Source organism: Methylobacterium sp. Leaf91, from assembly GCF_001422815.1.
Classification (GTDB): domain Bacteria; phylum Pseudomonadota; class Alphaproteobacteria; order Rhizobiales; family Beijerinckiaceae; genus Methylobacterium.
Genome location: NZ_LMMP01000001.1, coordinates 380,858 through 398,924, shown reverse-complemented (window position 1 = coordinate 398,924; position 18,067 = coordinate 380,858). Strand labels below are relative to the sequence as shown.

The 18,067-nt window shown below is 67.5% G+C and carries 14 protein-coding genes and 1 tRNA gene; 9 read left to right on the top strand and 6 right to left on the bottom strand.

The window, feature by feature from the left end; genetic code table 11:
* Nucleotides 1-85 precede the first annotated feature (85 nt).
* The 3 genes from ASF32_RS01705 to ASF32_RS01695 all read right to left on the bottom strand — a co-directional run bounded on the left by ASF32_RS01705 (nt 86) and on the right by ASF32_RS01695 (nt 8,904).
* Nucleotides 86-1,120 carry a GGDEF domain-containing protein gene (locus tag ASF32_RS01705; protein ID WP_056422696.1) on the bottom strand — a complete coding sequence of 345 codons (1,035 nt, stop codon included), beginning with the start codon at nt 1,118-1,120 and terminating at the stop codon, nt 86-88.
* 334 nt (nt 1,121-1,454) lie between these two features.
* Nucleotides 1,455-3,659, bottom strand: coding sequence for a penicillin-binding protein 1C (pbpC, locus tag ASF32_RS01700; protein WP_056422694.1), 2,205 nt, complete (start codon nt 3,657-3,659; stop codon nt 1,455-1,457).
* A gap of 4 nt (nt 3,660-3,663) precedes the next feature.
* Complete coding sequence (locus ASF32_RS01695) at nt 3,664-8,904, bottom strand: alpha-2-macroglobulin (RefSeq protein ID WP_244478224.1); 5,241 nt, start codon at nt 8,902-8,904, stop codon at nt 3,664-3,666.
* A gap of 280 nt (nt 8,905-9,184) precedes the next feature.
* Between ASF32_RS01695 and ASF32_RS01690 the strand changes: the two genes are divergently transcribed.
* Nucleotides 9,185-10,609: a serine protease gene (locus ASF32_RS01690; RefSeq protein WP_056422690.1), complete on the top strand. Its 1,425-nt coding sequence runs from the start codon at nt 9,185-9,187 to the stop codon at nt 10,607-10,609.
* Between the two features lie 66 nt (nt 10,610-10,675).
* Here ASF32_RS01690 and ASF32_RS25030 read toward each other — a convergent pair whose 3' ends face one another.
* Nucleotides 10,676-10,831: a hypothetical protein gene (locus ASF32_RS25030; protein WP_018046049.1), complete on the bottom strand. Its 156-nt coding sequence runs from the start codon at nt 10,829-10,831 to the stop codon at nt 10,676-10,678.
* A 188-nt stretch (nt 10,832-11,019) separates the two neighbouring features.
* Complete coding sequence (locus ASF32_RS01685) at nt 11,020-12,069, bottom strand: cysteine synthase A (RefSeq protein ID WP_056422687.1); 1,050 nt, start codon at nt 12,067-12,069, stop codon at nt 11,020-11,022.
* A 189-nt stretch (nt 12,070-12,258) separates the two neighbouring features.
* On the opposite strand from ASF32_RS01685, the gene ASF32_RS01680 reads away from it, so the two are divergent.
* From ASF32_RS01680 to ASF32_RS24250, 5 genes are all read left to right on the top strand, one after another.
* Nucleotides 12,259-12,335: transfer RNA gene (locus ASF32_RS01680), tRNA-Arg, on the top strand.
* Nucleotides 12,336-12,607: 272 nt separating this feature from the next.
* Nucleotides 12,608-12,856: a hypothetical protein gene (locus tag ASF32_RS01675; protein ID WP_056423291.1), complete on the top strand. Its 249-nt coding sequence runs from the start codon at nt 12,608-12,610 to the stop codon at nt 12,854-12,856.
* A gap of 95 nt (nt 12,857-12,951) precedes the next feature.
* Entirely contained in the window at nt 12,952-13,239 is a 288-nt protein-coding gene (locus tag ASF32_RS01670; RefSeq protein WP_056422682.1) for a hypothetical protein, read from the top strand.
* A 76-nt stretch (nt 13,240-13,315) separates the two neighbouring features.
* On the top strand, nt 13,316-13,651 hold the full coding sequence (locus ASF32_RS01665; RefSeq protein ID WP_056422679.1) for a hypothetical protein: 336 nt from the start codon (nt 13,316-13,318) through the stop codon (nt 13,649-13,651).
* 77 nt (nt 13,652-13,728) lie between these two features.
* Entirely contained in the window at nt 13,729-13,917 is a 189-nt protein-coding gene (locus ASF32_RS24250) for an Rmf/CrpP family protein (protein ID WP_082470600.1), read from the top strand.
* 31 nt (nt 13,918-13,948) lie between these two features.
* Here ASF32_RS24250 and ASF32_RS01660 read toward each other — a convergent pair whose 3' ends face one another.
* Entirely contained in the window at nt 13,949-14,200 is a 252-nt protein-coding gene (locus ASF32_RS01660; protein WP_348271418.1) for a hypothetical protein, read from the bottom strand.
* Between the two features lie 236 nt (nt 14,201-14,436).
* Here ASF32_RS01660 and ASF32_RS01655 point away from each other — a divergent pair, with 236 nt between their 5' ends.
* From ASF32_RS01655 to ASF32_RS26785, 3 genes are all read left to right on the top strand, one after another.
* Nucleotides 14,437-15,099 (top strand): HAD family hydrolase, encoded by a 663-nt coding sequence (locus ASF32_RS01655; RefSeq protein WP_056422673.1) that lies wholly within the window; start codon nt 14,437-14,439, stop codon nt 15,097-15,099.
* A gap of 140 nt (nt 15,100-15,239) precedes the next feature.
* Complete coding sequence (locus ASF32_RS01650; RefSeq protein ID WP_156467635.1) at nt 15,240-15,692, top strand: anaerobic typically selenocysteine-containing protein; 453 nt, start codon at nt 15,240-15,242, stop codon at nt 15,690-15,692.
* Between the two features lie 231 nt (nt 15,693-15,923).
* The gene (locus tag ASF32_RS26785) at nt 15,924-17,750 is read left to right on the top strand and encodes a M10 family metallopeptidase (RefSeq protein ID WP_056422670.1); all 1,827 of its coding nucleotides are present in this window, start codon (nt 15,924-15,926) and stop codon (nt 17,748-17,750) included.
* Nucleotides 17,751-18,067 lie beyond the last annotated feature (317 nt).

Below are 18,067 nucleotides of genomic sequence, written 5' to 3'. Positions count from 1 at the left end.
GCCTCCGGCGTGACGCGTCGCACGCGAGGGGCGTCATTGCTGAGGGCCGGCTTCGCATGCGAGCCACGATGAGCGTTCACGGCGGTCAGGCCGCGGCGCGGTCGCGTCCCGACGCCTTGGCCTCGTAGAGGGCCTCGTCGGCCCGCGCGATCGTCCGGATAAGCGACGTTTCCCCCGCCGCGACCATGCTCACCCCCATGCTGGCGGTCCAGGCCGGCAGGTCCGGCAGCGCCCGGAAGGCACGTCGTAGATCGTCCGCGAAGGCGAGGGCGGTCTCGCGGGCGGTGTCGGCGAGGACGACGATGAACTCGTCGCCACCCAGGCGCACGAAAAGGTCCCGGCCCGAAAGACGGCGCATGGCGCAGGTGGCCAGGGCGACCAGCACCGCGTCGCCCGCCGCATGGCCGTAACGGTCGTTGATGGACTTGAAGTGATCGACATCGATGGCGATCACCGCCGTATCCAGGGCGACGATAGCCGGCGAATCCGCCGTGAGGCCAGCGCGATTGAGGGCGCCCGTCAACGTATCATGCAGGGCGAGACGGCGAAGAACTGCTTGCGCCCGTTCGCCCGGCATCGAGATGAGGCCGAGATTGAGGATGGGGAGCAGGATCTGGTCCGCCAGCAGTGGCACCAGGGCCACGGCATAGGGGATCTCACTGTAGTTCGTCAGGATGACCAGCGTGAGCAGATAGGCTGGGATGTATCCGAGGAGCGCCAGTCCGGCGATGCGGCGCCCTCCCATGACGTCGCCGCGCCGGCCGCTCACGAGAACCGAGCCGATCGCCAGCATGACGACCGCCAAACCCAGGATGCCGCCCATCTGCGCGGCCGTCTGGTCCAGCAGAAGGGCGGGGCCGAGATATCCGAGGCCGGGCAGCAGGATCAGGGGAATCGCCCAGGGGCGACGCTTTGGCAGGCCGTCGAACCGGTCCACACCGGTGAGGACCAGGAGAGAGGAAGCGCCGAGCAGCGCGTGCAGGACCGCGATCGCAACCGGATGATCGCCCACCACTCCGAAGCCGATCATGATCGCCGCGTAGAGTCCGGAGCTTCCCGCCCAGTCGAGCAGGAAAGATTGTCCGGTCCGGTTACGCCACAACGTCAGATAGACCGTCATGAAAGCAACGCTTATCAGCGTGCTACATAGACTAAGGGTCGGCACGTCGGGAATCGGAAACATGAAGGCGACTTCGTAGCGGCACGGACCGAAACTGTCTTAACGGCAAAGCCTTAAGAGCGCATCACCGAAGGATCCGGTCCAGCTGAATCCTGGCGACAACTGTCGCGAGGTTGGTGTGATGTGATAAATACCGGCGCTCTGCTCGTGGCGATTGAGCGAAGGCAATCCATCGCCGGCGCACTAAGTCGTCGCGAAGTATCGTTGCTCGTCGGGCGCGTGTAAGACTTTCGCGCGACTTTCAAGGTTGCACCACGACCCGCCGGGTCGGCGGTCACTCCAGCCTCACCACCACGCTGTCGCTGGCACCCGACGCGTCCATCACCGAGATCCTGGCGAAGCCCGCCCCGTCCGGTGACCATTCCGATTGGCGCCGGGCGCTCTCGGCGACGGGCAGGCTGTTGACCATCCAGGTGAGGGGCGGCACCCCGCCGAGCGCCTTGAGGGCAAGGCTCGGCGCGGGGCCGGGTTCGGCGAGGCCGAGATCGATGCGGGCGCCATCCGGCGGGTAGGCGATCTTGAGGGCCGAGCCCAGGGCCGCCGACAGGGTCTTGGGCACGTCCTTGCGGATGTGGCGCAGGGGCGGCGGCAGGCCGGCGGTGCTGGTCACCAGGGCGTCGCGGGGCATCGGCACGGAATCGGGCTCGCCGCCGAAGCGCGAGAACGCGTCGAACAGGATCGGCGCGGCCACCGCCCGCCCGACGAGACCCGGCACGGCGTTGCCGTCCGGCCGCCCGACCCAGACCGCGATGGTGACGCGCCGGTCGAACCCCACCGCCAAAGCATCGCGATAGCCGTAGGATGTGCCGGTCTTGAACGCGATCCGGTTGGGCAGCGCGTTCTCCGGCGGCGGCGCACCGCGCAGGGTATCGGCGACGTACCAGGCCGCCACCGGTTCGGTGACGCGCAGCTCCGGCGGGGGCGATGCGGCCGGCCCGTCGAGGCGGCGGATCAGATCGGGCACCGAGCCTCCACGGGCGAGGCCGGAGAATAGCCGCGCGAGGTCGGTGAGGGTGATGCCGAGGCCGCCCAGAGCCACCGGCAGGCCGGGTGCCGTGTCGCGCGGCAGGTCGATCCGCGCTCCCGCGCCGCGCAGACGGGCGATGAAGCGGGCGGCGCCCACCGCCTCCAGCAGGTCCACCGCCGGCACGTTCAGGGAAAGCTGGAGCGCGCGCCGCGCCGTGACGGTGCCCTGGTAGCTGAGATCGAAATTCTCCGGCGCGTAGGAGCCGGCAAAGCGCACCGGCCGATCGTCGAGAAGGGTCTCGGGATGGGCGATGCCGTTCTCGAAGGCCAGCGCGTAGATGAACGGCTTCAGGGCCGAGCCGGGCGAGCGGATCGCCCCCGTCATGTCGATGGCACCGGAGCGGCTGGCGTCGAGATAGCCGGCGCTCCCCACCTGCGCGATCACCCCGCCGGTGCGGTTGTCGATGGCGAGGATCGCCGCCGAGATGCCCGGCCCCATGGCGGCGGCGCGCTCGGCCGCCAGCCGTTCGAGGCTCGCCTGCAATCGCCCGTCGAGAGAGAGGCGCTGGACCCGAGCAGCGGGATCGGCGGCCACGGCCGCCTCGGCCGCATGGGCCGCGAACATCGGGAAGGGCTTTCGCTGGTCCGGCACCGGTTCGGCCTTGGCGGCCTTCGCCTCGGCGGGCGTGATGATTCCGCGCGCGGCGGCGATGTCGAGCACCCTGTCGCGCGCCTGCCGGGCGCGGGCGGGGTAGCGATCCGGCCGGCGCGCCTCGGGCGCTTGCGGCAGGCCGACGAGGAGGGCGGATTCGGCGAAGGAAAGCCGGGCGGGCTCGCGCCCGAAATAGGCGAAGCTCGCCGCCCGCAAGCCCTCCACCGGGCCGCCATAGGGAGCGAGCGCGAGATAGAGGTCGAGCACGCCGTCCTTGCCGAGGCGGCGCTCCAACTGAACCGCCCGCACCATCTGCCGGAGCTTGGCGCTGAGCGAGCGTTCGGGCCGCGGCTCCACGAGGCGAGCCACCTGCATCGACAGGGTGGAGCCCCCGGAAACGATTCTGCCGTGGCGGAGCCATTGCCAGGCGGCGCGCAGGGTCGCTGCGGGGTCGATGCCGGGATGGTCGGCAAAGCGCCGGTCTTCGTAGGCCTTCAGCATGGCGAGCATGCGCGGATCGACATCCGCCCCCGTCACCGGCAACCGCCAGCGCCCGTCGGCGGTGGCGAAGGGGCGCAGGAGATGGCGGTCCCGGTCGAGGATGACGGTGGAGCGGAGGCTCGCCTGGGTCAGGTCGAGGGGCGGGAGGGTCGCGACGAAGCGCCAGAGGGTGAGGGCGGGGAGGAGGATGAGAAGGGCGGTGGCTCCGCCGAAAACCCTCCCCCCCTTGCGGGGGAGGGTGCCTGCGGAGCAGGCGGGAGAGGGGGCGACCTCTCCGGACGTGGCGCTCCCCTCTCCCGACCCACTTCGTGGGCCACCCTCCCCCGCAAAGGGGGGAGGGGAGGGGATGTCGCGTTCCATGAGCCTACTTCGCGCTCACCTCGACCGAACCGAAGGCGGTGCGGCCGAAGCGTTCGGGGCGGTACATGTCCTCGATGGTGGCGCCGGGATGGACATAGGTGCCGGGTGAGACCGCCCGCACGGTGTAGGCCACGGTGAAGAAGGCGGATTGCTCGGGGCTGCGCTCGTAGGCCGCCACGAAACGATCGTCGCGGAACTCGGTGCTCACCGGCTGCACGTCCGACTTGGCGAAAGCGAGCCCCGCCAGGGCATCGGAATCGAGGAGCTTCGGATTGTCGATCTCCAGCCCGGCGGGCAGGCGGTCCACCAGCAGGAGGCGGCCGGCGCTGGCCTTGGCCTCGGCCACCTTAAGCACCACCACGAGGCGGTCGTTCTGGCGAACTCCTTGCGTGAGATCCACCACCGTGCCGTCGAGGCGATGATAGGTTCGCTCGATGGAGTAACCCCGTGATTCCGCCGGCTCCGGCGCGATGGGATTGCCCGACACGCTCACCACCGTCTGGGCGGCGCCCGTCCCGTCATTGGTGATGGTGACGGGCCTCGCGTCGAGGGCGGGGGCGCGGTAGAGCCGCGAGACCGGGCCCGATTGCCGCGTGCCGTCGACGCTGAAGCTCAACGCTTCCGCGTCCTTGGCGAGCCCCTCGGCGGCAAGCACCATCCAGGCATTCTCCTGGGTGCTGGTGAGGCGTCCGCTGGCCCGCTCCTGGGTGATGACCTGACCCAACGGCCGGATCGTCTCGCGGGCGAGGCCCGTCTCGGCGGCGAGAGCGAGAAGGCCGGCCCCGTCGCGCAGGCGCGAGCCGTAATCGGCGCGATAGGTCGAGGTGTCGCGCGCGGATCCGAGCGCGGTCACCGCCGATTCGAACGCCTTGGCCGCGCGGCCCCGGTCGCCGAGAAGGGCGAGGGCGGCTGCGATCTGGCCGCGTCCGAGAGGGGTCGCGAACTCACCGAGCTTGGTGTCGGCGAGGTAGCGCAAGTCGCCCATCACCGGGCGCCCGTTCCGGGCCAGCACGTAGGCGGCGTAGGCGATGTCCATGCCGCCGTCACGCACCTCCGTGGTGTTGGCTACGGTGTTGCGCAGGCGGTCGAGGGCATTGGCGAAGGCGGTCTGCGGCACCGCGAATCCGCGTTCACGGGCGCGGGTCAGGAAGTCGGTGACGTAGGCGTTGAGCCAGACGTCGCTCGACCCCCCGACGCTCCACAGGCCGAAATCGCCCGAAGCGTCCTGGCGCGAGAGCACGCGGTCGATGGCCTCGCGCACTCGCTCGTCCACTTTGTCGTCGATGCCGAGCCTGTCGAGGGAGGCGAGCTTGTTGACGTAGAGGAGCGGCATCGCCCGGCTCACCGTCTGTTCCGAGCAGCCATAGGGATAGCGGTCCAGTGCCTGGAGCAGGGCGGGCACGTCGAGGGCGGCGAGCGAGGAGGCCGTCACCGAGACCGAGCCGGTGCCGGGGAGGATGTCGGCGAGGAGGTCGCCCGTCACCTGCATGGTGGCGCCGGGTTCGAGGGAACTCACCGAGCGGCGGACCAGGGCTCCGGTCCCGGGGCCGATATTCAGCGAGAAGCTCTGGCCGACGGTGCCGGTAATTCCGGGGCCGGAGAGGTTCACGTCGAGCCGCGACAGGCCGGGGCCGGCGGCGGTGATCGGGATCACCAGGGAGCCCTTGGCGCCGGCCTCCAGCTTCATGGTGCTGTGGACCGCGCCGGCCGAGACCAGGACCGGGCCGGTTAGGTCGAGATCCACGATATAATCGCCGGCCTGTCCCTCGACATTGTCGATGGCAATGAAGAAGCGCGAGCGGTCGCCGACATTGAGGAAGCGCGGCAGGGTGCCGGTGAGCACGACGGGATCGCGGATGATCACGTCGGCCTGCGCGGAGCCGACCTTCGCCCTGCTCCAGGCGGTCACCATCACCCGGCCGGTGCCGTTGAAGGCGGGCAGGGGAAAGTCGACGCTGGCCCGGCCATCGGGGCCGACGCGGACCACACCGGAATAGAGCGCCAGCGGCGCCTGGGTCGGCGGAGAATCGGAGAGTTCCGCAGCACCGCCGTCACCGCCCGAGCGGATCGCGCCGAGCGTGCCCTGCATGCCGTCGATCAGGTATCCGTAGAGGTCGCGGATCTCCGGTCCCAGCGCCTTCTGGCCGAAGAAATAGCCGAAGGGATTGGGCGATTCGTAGCGGGTGAGGTTGAGGATGCCGACATCGACCAGGGCCACGCTGATCCGTGCTTCCTCGCCGGAGGAGAGACCAGCGAGCTGGATCGGCAGGGTCAGGGTTTCGCGGGGCCGCGTGGTCGCAGGCGCCCCTACGGTCACGGAGAGGCTGCGCTTGTCGGTATCCACCGAGAACCAGGCGAGGCCCAGTGCCCGGCCCGGCAGGCGCTTGGCCGCCTGGTCGAGGGGCCGGTAGGCGGTGGCGACGAGATAGGCGCCCGACCCCCATTCCGCCTTCACGGGAATATCCACGGTGGTCCCGCTGTCCGACACCGTGACGTCGAGGATGTCGTGGACCTTGTCGCTCACCACGGCGAGGGTGGCCGTGCCCTTGAAGCGCGGCTGGAGGCGCGCCCGCAGGGTCTCGCCAGCGGCATAGCTCGGCTTGTCGAGCTTGAGGTCGAGGAGATCGGGCACGTCCGCGGTCTCGGATCCGCCCCAGCCCACGGTGAAGGTGACGCTGACCGTGGCCTCGGGCCGGCCGGTGGCCAGGGCTTCGAGGCGGTAGGTACCGAAGCTGACCGTGGAACTGACCCGGCCCGGCGCGTCTGCGGCGAGGTCGAGCCGTCCATCGGCGATGCGCCGCGTCGAGGTGACCGGCTCGAACGACCAGCGCCCGCCTTCGCGGTACCATTGGTAGTTCCGGTCCACCTTGGACAGGGTCCAGGCGACGCCGTTCTGTGGGATCTTCCGTCCGTCGGGACTCGCCATGACCACGTCGAACGTGGCGACACCGCCTTCCGCGAGGTCGCCAGAAAAATTCTTGCGGATGGCAAGGACGGGGCCGGAAGGCAAGATCGGCAAGGTGAGGCTGCGGCTCAGCGCCCGTCCGCCCGGCTCGCCGACCTGCAGCGTGATCTTCGCCTCGGTGGGGCGCGGAGCGCTGAGTGCCTGGACCGGCACCGTCACGGTCGCCGATCCCTTGGCGTCGGTGGTGGCCTTGGCCTCGATCTCGGCCGAGGTCGCCTCCACCTTCTCGTCATCGAGGCCGATGGAGAACCCGTCGAGCCCCTTGATCCCGCTCGTCGCGGCGGCCTGGACCAGGACCGTGCCCGACACGTCGAGGCCCGAGCCCGGCGCGCCGTAGAGGTAGCGCGCGGCGACGTCGATGGTCGCGGGCTCGCCCTTCGTCAGGGTCGGGCTCTTCGGGGTGAGGGTGACCTCCAGGCGCTCGGGCACGTAATCCTCGACGAGGAACGTGGCCTCGCCGACAGGTGGCGCCTTCGCATCGGTATAGGCGGCGATCCGCCAGGTGCCGTGCATCGCGCCCGGCATCAGGGCGAGGGGCAGGGCACGGCCGCCGAGGCCGGCATCGGCGACCTGGACGCGGCGATACTCGACCCCGTCCGGACGCTTCACCACCAGGGTGAGGGGAAGGTTCGGCACGGCGATGCCGGCGGCGTCACGCAGCAAGGCCGTAACCTGAACGGTCTCGCCGGAGCGATAGACACCGCGCTCGGGGAAGACATAGGCCTCCACCGCGCCCGGCTGCGGACGGCCCTTCACGCCCCGGTCGGTGAGATCGAAGGCGCTCTGAGAGAAGTCGAGGAAGCCGTAATCGTCGCCGAGCTGGGCGACGACGAGGCCGGGCGCGATCCCGCCCTCGCCGCGTGCGAGGCCCGGATCGAAGGCGACGTGGCCCTGGCCGTCGGTCTTCTTCGTCGCCAGCACCTCGTTGTTGCGGGCCACCAGACGGATTTCGGCGCCGGGAACCGTCTTCGCGTTGGCAAGCGAGCGGGCGAAGACGTGGATGCCGTCGCGGCCCTTGAAGGCGGTGAGGCCGAGATCCGAGACAACGAACCATTGCGTGGCCTGGGCCTCGTAGCCGCCATCCTCGTCCGTGGAGGCGGCGACGCCGCTGGCCTGGGCCAGCATGATGTAGATGCCGGGCTCCAGCTTGCCGACCGCCTGCAGCACCGGAAAGGCAGTGATGGCCTCGTGGTTCAGTTCGGCCTTGGCCGTATCGAGCGTGCCCTTCCAGACGCGGCTGCCCTTCTGATCGGCTATGGTCTTCGCGGTCATGCCGCTGAGCTGACCGAGGAACTCCTCCGAGCGCAGGGACGGCAGCAGGCCACGGTCGCCGATGCGCAGCACCTCCACGTCGATCTTCGGCGCGTTGACCGAGACCAGCGGCACGCCGGCCTGTCCGGTGCGCGGCAGGACGTAGTTGCGCCCGGTGAAACGCACCTGGGGCGAACGGTCCCGCACGTAGACTTCGTAATCGGCCGATTTCAGCAGGGCCTCGCCCACGGAGGACGGGATGCCCGAGCGCAGCATGAAGGCGTAGCGCTCGCCATGCTTCAGCCCGTCGACGCAGATCTGCTGGCCATTGCCGGTGACGGCGGCGTTGGCGGCGCCCGAGACGGCGACGAAGGGTGTGAAATCGGTCTTCGGGGCCAGGCTTTCGGAGAACTGGAAGCAGACGCGCGGGGCGGCGGCGTCGGAATCAACCTTGTAGTCGAGGATGCGGAAGCCGTGCTCAGCGCGCAGACCCTCATAGGTTTCGCGCACCGTGGCATCGTCGGCGAGCGCGAGGCTGGCGCGGTAGGCCTCGAGCGAGGGCCGCCATTCGGATTCATCGGCATAGACCTCGCCCAATGTCGCCAGGGCCTCGGCCTCGGCGGTGGCACCGCGTGCCTTCAAGTAAGCCTGATAGGCGGCTGCCCGAGCCTGGCCGCGGAGGCGCTGGCGGAAGGAGTAGTCCCCGGTCTGGTCGTCATTGCCCACCGTGCTCGCAGCGCGGGCATAGGCGATCCAGTTCTGCGGGTCGCCCGCATCGGCGGCAATGGCCCCGGCGAGGGGCTTGAGGGCATCGGCCGGCTTCTCGGCCTCCACCAGGGCCTCACCCTCGGCGCGCAGCTTGGCCGCCGGTTTGGCGGGACCGGGGGCGGCCTCCGACCGCAACGTCGCCTCGAGACGGAAACCGTCACTGGCCAGCGCGTCACGCTGAAAAGCCTTGGGTAATGGCGCTGGTTTCGGGGGTGCGATCCGCGCCACCGGACGGTCGGGCGCCTGGGCGAGAGCCGGCATCGCGACCAGACCGCCGAGCGCCAGAGCACTGGCGAGAACGCTTCTGGCAAAGACGGTTATGGAAAAATGGGCGGTCGCGCGCCCGAGCCTGGTTGATCCCGACATCGCCCACCTCGTCTTCGGCGGCATCCGATCCCCCCTCGGTGCCGCGCCGGACCCTAGCACCTCGCGCGCGCGCCGCAATGACGCGCTCGCTCTGACGATCGGCTGGAAATCCGGCGATCCCTCTGTCACACCTTCGCAAACGGCATCGGCAAAAGGCCATCGGAGAGCGTGGACCATGACGCAGCGCGCGCGATTCGCAGGGGTTGCGGCGGCTCTGGCCCTCCTCGTCCTGCCGGTTCAGGCTCAAGGCCCCGCCCAGGCGCCTGCCCGTGCGGCACCGGCGGCCGACCCCGCCTTCGAAGCGGCGAAGGCGGCCTTCGAGCCCCTGCCGGAGCCGGACAGGAAGGGCCTGCAGGACGCCCTGGTCTGGACCGGCGACTACAACAGCGTCATCACCGGCACGTTTGGGCGCCGCACCTATGACGCCCTGCTCTCCTACCAGAAGCGTGCCGGCAACCCGGCGCCCGGCTTCCCGGACGCGAGGATGCGGGCGGCGATCCTCGCAGCCGGCGAGATGGCTCGGAAGGCGGCGCGCTTCACCGTGAAGCCCGATTCGGCGAGCGGCGTCATGATCGGCGTGCCCGAGCGGCTGCTCGCTAAGCGCATCCCTCAGTCCGGCGGAACCCGCTGGCAGAGCGGGGATGGCCGCGTCACCCTCGACACCAAATCCTTCGCCCCGGAGGAGACCAGTCTCGATGCCCTATTCGCCCGCATCACCGCGCCGGGCTCTGACCGCAAGGTCACCTACAAGATCAAGCGGCCGGATTTCCTCGTGGTCACCGGCGAGACGGCGACGGGCAAATCCTACATCCGCTATGCCGCCGCCCCGGGGGGAGTTCGCGGCTTCACCATCGGCTACGACAAGGCCCTCGGGCCGGATGTAGACCGCTTGGTCATCGCCGTCGCCAACAGCTTCGTACCGTTCCCGGAGACGGCCGATGCCGCTCCTGCCCAGGTAGCGGTCAAGCCCGGTGGGACACTCGACAGGTCCACGCCGGCTCCGGCGGTGAAAGCCCTGCCGCCTCTGGTCCGCGCCGCTGTGACGACAGGCATCGGCCTCGTCGTCGCCCCGGGGCGTGTCCTGACAAGCTCCTCGGTCCTGGAGACCTGTGCGGCACCACGGATCGCCGGCGCGGCAGCACGCATCGTCAAGGTGGATTTAGGCCGCGGTCTGGCACTTCTCGAAGGGACCGGCGCGAAGGGCCGCGTTGCCACCCTGGCCTCGAAAGGGAGCGCGTTGACGCCGGGCGACGCGCTCGTGGTCCTGGGGGCCGATGGGGGAGGGGGGATCGCCGTCTCGTCGGGCCAAGCTGGCGGGGATCGGCTCTCCGCGCCGCTACAGCCCGGATCGTCGGGGGCCATCGTGCTCGACCGGGACGGAGCCCTGGCGGGTCTCGTCGCCCGCTATCCGTCGTCGCCCCGTCTCGTCGCCGGTGTGGCGCCGCCAATGAGCTACCCGATGGTCGATGGCCGCGTGGCCTTCGCGTTCCTGGCCGAGAACGGCATCTCGCCGGGGGCGGCCAGCGGCGGATCGGGTTCCACCCTCGGCGCGGTCGCCTCCAGGGTGGCTGACTCGGTGGTCGGCCTCACCTGTCCGTAGGGATCGCGCTGTCCCGGATGCATGGCCGGCGGGGCGCCGGAACGCCCCGCCGGTCCGGTCGTGCGGTCAGAGGCGTCCCGTGACCAGAAGCACGATCAGGATGATGATGAGGATACCGCCCAGACCGAAGCTCTGCCCGCGATAAGCGCCGCCACCGAGGAAGTTGCCGCCGCCGAGGACGGCGAGGATCAGAATGATGAGCAGGATGGTGGTCAGGGTCATGGGAAAGAAACTCCGGTCACGCCCAACCAACATTGCTTGAGCTTGACCGGTGCAACGTCCATCCGCCGATTCCGTTCAACGCGACCGCGTCACGATGATGCAGATTGATGACGGTGTTGCAGGAAAGTCGATTTCAGCCCCAGCCGCACGGTCGGACGGTCACGAGACGCACCCGTTGCCGTCCGGTATCAGGCCCGCCAGTCGGGGAGATCGCCCGCCGTTTCCGTGAGCCAGGCCGGCACCGGTAACCCGCGCTCGGTGAGGAAAGCCGGGTTGAACAGTTTAGATGCGTAGCGCGCCGCCCCGTCGCAGAGAATGGTCGCGATGGTGTGGCCGGGGCCGAGAACCCGCGCGAGCCGGATCGCGCCGGCGACGTTGATCCCCGATGAGCCGCCCAGGCTGAGCCCTTCCTCGCGCATCAGCCCGAACACGATGTCCAGGGCTTCCGTGTCGGGGATGCGGAAGGAATGGTCCGGCCGGAACCCTTCGAGATTGGCGGTCACCCGGCCCTGGCCGATCCCTTCGGTGATCGAGGAGCCTTCGGCCTTCAGCGTGCCGGTGGTGTAATAGGCATGTAGCGCCGATCCCTCTGGATCGGCGAGCGCGACGGTGATTCCGGGCTTGAGCGCCCGCAAGGCCTGGGCGGTGCCGGCGAGGGTGCCCCCCGTCCCGGCGGCGCAGACGAAACCGTCGATCCGCCCCTCCGTCGCGGCGAAGAGCTCGGGGCCGGTCGTCTCCACATGCGCCTGGCGGTTGGCGACGTTGTCGAACTGGTTGGCGAAGAAGGCGCCGGCGGGTTCGGTCGCAGCGAGGCGCTCGGCGAGCCGCCGCGCCACATGCACGTAATTGTCCGGGTTGGAGAACGGCACGGCCGGGACCTCGACGAGGCGGGCGCCGGCGAGGCGCAGCGTCTCCTTCTTCTCGGCCGATTGCGTCTCCGGGATGACGATGACCGTGCGGTAGCCGCGGACCGAGGCGACGAGGGCGAGCCCGATGCCGGTATTACCCGCCGTCCCCTCGACGATGGTGCCGCCCGGCCGGATCGACCCGCGCCGCTCCGCATCCGCGACGATGGACAGGGCCGCCCGGTCCTTCACCGACAGTCCGGGATTGAGGAACTCGGCCTTGCCGAGGATGGTGCAGCCGGTGAGGTCCGACGCCCTGCGCAGGTGGATCAGCGGCGTTCCGCCGATGGCGGCGAGGACATCGCCGGAGAGGGAAGGGGTGCGCGTGGTCATGACGGGTCGGGCGTCTCCTGCGATGTGAGGTGCAACGAGCATGACCGACACGGCGTCCCGCGACCACCCACGATCACGCGGATCGCAGAAAGGTACGCCTATCGGTCGAGAAGGGGTTGCCAAGCTGAAAAGGAGATTCTAGACACCCCCACCGACGGCGGAGCGCACAACTCTCCCCCGGTCAGGTCGGCGCCCGTAGCTCAGCTGGATAGAGCACCAGACTACGAATCTGGGGGTCAGAGGTTCGAATCCTTTCGGGCGCGCCAACACTTAGCTAGGTTTCCAGTCTAGCCTGAAACTGCCAGGAGCCATGCCACGGGTAACACCGCGAGCGCCCTGGGAAGTTCACCCTACCCTATCTCGTTCTTGATCCTGCTTCATCGTTCAAGCGACTGACTCGCTGTCCGATCGATTCGGGCGTGGCCTTTCGTGCTGCGCCGTTCGGGACGGATGAAACCAAGGCTATTCTGACGCTTTGATCGATTGCGATCCGCCACCGGTAGGCGATCGTTGGCGAACGAAGCCGAAGGAGGGAAGGGTGCCGAGACGTGTCGCGGAGCTGAGGGGAGATCCGGCATTCGGTCAGGCCGTGCATGCGGTGCGGGGAGCCGCGAGCGTCTTGAGCGGACGTGCCGTTACGCAGGAGGAAGCGGAGCTGCTGGTGAGCTTCGCACTTGCCGCCTATGCGAATGCGGGCGGTCTGACCGAGCCCAGCCTGAGCCGCCTTTCGCAATTCTCGAACACGCTGCCGCCCGAGGAGAAGTTCGAGACCCTGCTGAAACACTGATGTCGTTTCGAGACTTGTCGAGCCAAGCGACAGAGGCCGGCTCTCGTCAAAGAGCCACCTCGCAAGATCCGATCTCCAACATCAGGACGCTTTCCGTGCAGGATACACCCGAAGCCGATAAGGTCGCGCGCGACATCGCGGAGAATGTTCTGGCTGCCTATGTCAGGCAGGTGAATTCGCGGATTCACCCGGGCGTCGAGCAGACCCTCGTCACGCGTCTGGCCGAGGCCATCCGTCCCCGGCTGGATGCTTCGGCGGAAGACCTTGTTGCGATCGCCAATGCGGTACTCGACGATGTCGAGTTGACCGCCCCCGAGATGCGCGGACCCAGGATGACATCCCTGAACCCGATCGACAGATCCTTCACTGCGGCTTTGCGCTGACGGTCGGCGAAGCCGGCAAGAAGCGTCCCGCGCGTGGGGGCATGGGTCGAGCACCTGACGGGGGAGACCATCTGCCATGAACCAGAGCCGGGATACCTCTTCCACCGCTCTGGATGTGGTTGGTCGGCTGTCGGAAGTCTCGCGGCTCGCGGGCCAGCTGGCAGACCGTGTCCTCGGCGCCCAGATCGCCAGTCAACCCATTCCCGAAGCGCAGATCCATGCGCTGCTCGATGCCGCCATCATCCTCGATGCCTCTGCGATGAAGCTGCCACCGCTGCTCGAGCAGATGATCGGCAAGGTCGAGGATGACGAGAGGGACAATCCGGCGGCGGGTTGCAAGGCCGATGGTGCGGGGGTGGACGCCGAGCGCCAGGCTTGGCCATCGCCCCACTCCGACGGGACAAAGGGCTGAGAGAACCCTTTGGTCGCGGGATCATCGACCGGTTCGTCCGAGTTGATCGATCACACCCATAGCACGGAGGCAGTTCCATGGCCGACATCCGTCATTCGCGCCCCGACCCTATCGAGCAGGGCGCGCAGGCCCGCATCCATGGCCATCCCAAGGATGCATGTCCCTATCCTCGCGATAGCGAGGAGCGTTTATCCTGGATGGAAGGGTATGACGGCACGCCGCGCGAGGAAGAGTCGGCCCGACCATCGTACGAAAGGCGTCTTTGAGCGGAAGCCAGTAACAAAGCGCGATGAACGGTCAGGCCGCCGACCGCGCCTCGTAATAGAACGCGGCAATTTCATCGATCAAATCGCGCTTCTGCTCATCGATCAGATCCGAGAGGATGTCGTCACCTTCCCGGTCGATGGCCGATAACAGGCGGATGTCGGGGAAAACTCCCTCGAACGTCACCAGCACTTCCGCCTGGGCGTAGGGATCATGGGGGTCGAGACAGTGACGGCTCATCATTGGGCAAACGGCGCTCACTTCGGTCAAGAACCAAAATGCCATACACGCGGTCCACCAAGGATAATATATAGCATGATAATGCTTATTCGCGCATCGGGGCGGCACGCCGCCACGCTCTGACCCATTTTGGAGGGGAGCGGCGGCGCGTCGGATACCGCAACGCTGCCCCCGTTTCGACCGCAACGCGACCCCCCCTTCGACCGCCATCCATCGGTCCTTGGCCTCGGTCCGGCGGAACGGCGCATCCTCCCGATGGTTGTCGGCGCGGAGGGCTACCAATGCGCGCAGTGATTTTCGATATCGACGGGACGCTGCTCGACAGTGTCGACCTGCATGCCCAGGCCTGGGTCGATGCCTTCGCCCATTTCGGGGTGGAGACCGATCCCGCTCTGGTCCGGCGCCAGATCGGCAAGGGCGGCGACGAGCTGATGCCGGTCTTCCTGCCGCCGGATCGCGTCGCTCGCGAGGGCGAGACGATCGAGGCTTACCGCTCCGACCTGTTCAAGCGCGAGTACCTGGATCGGGTGCGGCCGTTCCCCGGGGTGAGAGCTTTGTTCGAGCGGATCAGGGCAGCGGATCTACGGATCGCCCTGGGGTCTTCGGGCAAGAAGGACGAAGTCGAGCATTATCAGGAGTTGCTCGGCATCGCCGACCTCGTCGACGTCGTTACGTCTTCGGATGATGTGGAGCGCTCCAAGCCCCATCCCGACATCTTCGAATCGGCCCTGAAGAAACTCGCGCCCCTCGAACCTCGATCGATCCTCGTGGTCGGCGATACGCCCTACGATGCGGAGGCCGCGGCCAAAGCTGGCCTCTCGACGATCGGCGTCCTCTGTGGCGGCTTCCCCGCTGCGGACCTGTCGAAGGCCGGCTGCATCGCGATCTATCGAGACCCGCAGGATCTGCTCGCCGGCTTCGATCGCTCTCCCCTCGTCGCCTGACATCGCCCCATCGGTCCGACACTCCGTCTGAGCGCAGGTCAGGGGCTCGCTTCGTCGCAGCCTGGAACAGGGGCGAGTGGTCGTTCTTATCAGAATGACGCTGCGCACCGCCTGGATGCGAAGTAACGGAGCCAATAAAGATGATGACGATTCGTCGAAGCCTTGCCGTAGCGGCGGCCGTACTCATTGCGGGTCCGGCTTATTCCCAAAGCAAGCCTCTGGCGCCACCGGCAACCGATGCGATGCCGCCGGTCGAGCTGACGGTTGCACTCGAGAATGGAAAGCCCGTCTGCAGTCCGGCCGAGTTGCGGCTGCCCGCCGACACGAATGTGGAGCTTCATATCGTCAGCACGGCGAACGCGCCCGTAACGATCACCGCCGAGGGCCAGTTCGAGAACGCCAAGGTGCTGCACGCGGATGGCGACCTCGTCCACGTCATGAGCGAGAAGGGCTACACCGTGAAGCAGAACGGCAAGGGCGTGCTGCGGTTGCGGACCATGAAGGCGGGCGAGACCGCCTATGGCTGCACCAGCACCCGTAATGCCGATGCCCCCTTCGTCGGCAAGCTGATCCTGACGCCACCCGCCGGATGACCAGATGGCGCTCCGGCTCAAAGCCGGGCGCCGTCATCCTCTTGGCCGGCTGCCCTGCCCCTGGCAACTCTTCGGAGATCAGCCTGTCCGGCCACCATTCTCAGTGTCGTTAAGCTATGTCTTAACCGGAAAGCCTCAAGAACCCAGTCTTGAGCGCTGTCGATGCGAGCCATCGCCCTGACCGGCCATCACGGCGCGAACAATCATGCTCGATTGTGAAGGCGCGAGACAATGGCCGTACCGGGTTCAGCACAAGCCAGCCGCAGCGACGGTAAGACAGCCCTGCTACTTCAGTTTCAGGATCGCGACGGGACGTATCATTTCGCCGGCGACGATCATATCGATGGTGTTCTGATCGGGTCGAAATGGACAATCGGCACGCTGACCTACAGCTTTCCGACGAGCGGGAGCTTCTACGAAGGGTCCGGCTACGAGAGTACCAAGGGGAGTGTCCCGGACCAGAGTGGCGACCCCGTCTATCACCTGCCGTTCAACCCACAGCAGCAGGACGCGACGCGCTACACGCTCGATCTCGTTGCCTCCTACACCAACCTGAAGTTCCATGAGATCACCGAGACAGCTACGACCCATGCCGAGCTGCGCCTCAGCCAGACCTCTTGGATCGATGAAGAATCGGCCCACGCCAATTTTCCGTCGAGCAATCTCCAAGCCGGGGATGTCTGGTTCGGAACCTATACCGACCAGCCGTTCTACAGTGTTCCGGCACTGGGAAACTGGGGGCAGGCAACGAACATGCACGAGATCGGGCATGCGCTCGGCCTGAAGCATGGCCATCAGGATTATACATACGCGCCCTTGAATGCCGAACTCGGCCTTGCCGGCAGCCCGCCCCGCTACGGTACGGCGGCGCTTCCGCTGGAGAAGGACGGACAGGATTGGTCCCTGATGACCTACCGGTCCGACCCGACCAATCTCGGCGTCTCATTCGAGGGTGAGGGATTCAACCAGCCGCAGACCTACATGCAGGACGACATCGCCGCCCTGCAGTTTCTCTACGGCGCCAATTTCGCAACCAATAGCGGAAACACGACCTATCGCTGGGACACCAAGACCGGCGAGCTGTCGATCGACGGAATCGATCAAGCCGCTCCCACCGCCAACAAGATCTCGATGACGATCTGGGACGGCAACGGCCGCGATACCTACGATCTCTCCAATTATGCGACCGCCCTGGACGTGGATCTGCGCCCGGGGGCCTTCTCGACCTTCTCCGCCGCGCAACTCGTGAACCACCAGGCCTATAGCGGCGGTGACGCGATTGCGGTCGGCAACGTCGCCAACGCGCTCCTGCACCAGGGCGACCTCCGCTCCCTGATCGAGAACGCCACCGGCGGTAGCGGGCATGACCGGATCGTCGGCAACACGGCCGACAATCGCCTCGACGGCGGTCTCTCCTCCGACAAGATGTTCGGCCTGACCGGGAACGACACCTACCTCGTCGACAATGGGCGCGACGTGGTGGTGGAGTGGGCCGGGCAAGGGACCGATTACGTGCGGAGCAGCGTCTCCTACGCGCTCGGTGAGAATGTCGAGCACCTGATCCTCATCGGCAATGCCGCGACGAAGGCCACTGGCAACGATGTGGCGAATGCGTTGCGCGGTAATGCGGGCGACAACGCCCTCAATGGCGGGTCCGGACGCGACCGGCTCTACGGCAACGACGGTGCTGATACGCTCCTCGGCGGCCTGGGCAACGACCGGCTCGAAGGCGGCGCCGGCAACGACAGGCTCTATGGCGGTTGGGGCAACGACGTTCTCATCGGCGACAGGGGCGACAACGTCCTGATCGGCGGGCGCGGAGACGATCAGTTCTTCCTCGGCGCGGGAGCCAACCGCTCGGTTTTCGACATCCATTCGGGACACGACACGCTGTTCGATTTCAGCGCCTCGAGCGGTGATCGGATCGATCTCTCCGGGCAGAGCTATTCCGTCGGCCGATCCTCCGACGGCTATGCCCTGCTCACCCTGTCGGGCGGCGGCACGGTCGAGCTCGACCATATCCGAGTCTCGCAGGTCGATTCGGGTTTCTTCGTTTGAGAACAGACCTCGCTGAGTCTGACTCATCGAGGCCTGCCCGCGCGACGGCGCGGGGGCGGTCGTGCGCCGGATCTCACTGATCCTGACCTATGGGTCAGGGTCGGTGAGACCGGGTATGAGGCCGTTCATGCCGCATGGTCCGCTTGCAAACCCCATCTCGCCATGGCGGCCGATTGCCCTCCAGCCCGGTCACTCGGCCGCCGACGCTTGTCCAAGGGCCTCTCAGGGAAAGGCGGCCGATTTCTCGCTGCTCTTCCACAATGACCAATAAAAGCCCCGCAATGCCGGGTGAGACCTGTTCGCTCTCTTCAGTCTGC

What these genes read in the sequence shown, in the direction of transcription:
- ASF32_RS01705 (WP_056422696.1), bottom strand. Translation starts at nt 1,120, where the DNA reads ATGACGGTCTATCTGACGTTGTGGCGTAACCGGACCGGACAATCTTTC.
- pbpC (WP_056422694.1), bottom strand. Translation starts at nt 3,659, where the DNA reads ATGGAACGCGACATCCCCTCCCCTCCCCCCTTTGCGGGGGAGGGTGGC.
- ASF32_RS01695 (WP_244478224.1), bottom strand. Translation starts at nt 8,904, where the DNA reads ATGCCGGCTCTCGCCCAGGCGCCCGACCGTCCGGTGGCGCGGATCGCA.
- ASF32_RS01690 (WP_056422690.1), top strand. Translation starts at nt 9,185, where the DNA reads ATGACGCAGCGCGCGCGATTCGCAGGGGTTGCGGCGGCTCTGGCCCTC.
- ASF32_RS25030 (WP_018046049.1), bottom strand. Translation starts at nt 10,831, where the DNA reads ATGACCCTGACCACCATCCTGCTCATCATTCTGATCCTCGCCGTCCTC.
- ASF32_RS01685 (WP_056422687.1), bottom strand. Translation starts at nt 12,069, where the DNA reads ATGACCACGCGCACCCCTTCCCTCTCCGGCGATGTCCTCGCCGCCATC.
- ASF32_RS01665 (WP_056422679.1), top strand. Translation starts at nt 13,316, where the DNA reads ATGAACCAGAGCCGGGATACCTCTTCCACCGCTCTGGATGTGGTTGGT.
- ASF32_RS24250 (WP_082470600.1), top strand. Translation starts at nt 13,729, where the DNA reads ATGGCCGACATCCGTCATTCGCGCCCCGACCCTATCGAGCAGGGCGCG.
- ASF32_RS01660 (WP_348271418.1), bottom strand. Translation starts at nt 14,200, where the DNA reads ATGGCATTTTGGTTCTTGACCGAAGTGAGCGCCGTTTGCCCAATGATG.
- ASF32_RS01655 (WP_056422673.1), top strand. Translation starts at nt 14,437, where the DNA reads ATGCGCGCAGTGATTTTCGATATCGACGGGACGCTGCTCGACAGTGTC.
- ASF32_RS01650 (WP_156467635.1), top strand. Translation starts at nt 15,240, where the DNA reads ATGATGACGATTCGTCGAAGCCTTGCCGTAGCGGCGGCCGTACTCATT.
- ASF32_RS26785 (WP_056422670.1), top strand. Translation starts at nt 15,924, where the DNA reads ATGGCCGTACCGGGTTCAGCACAAGCCAGCCGCAGCGACGGTAAGACA.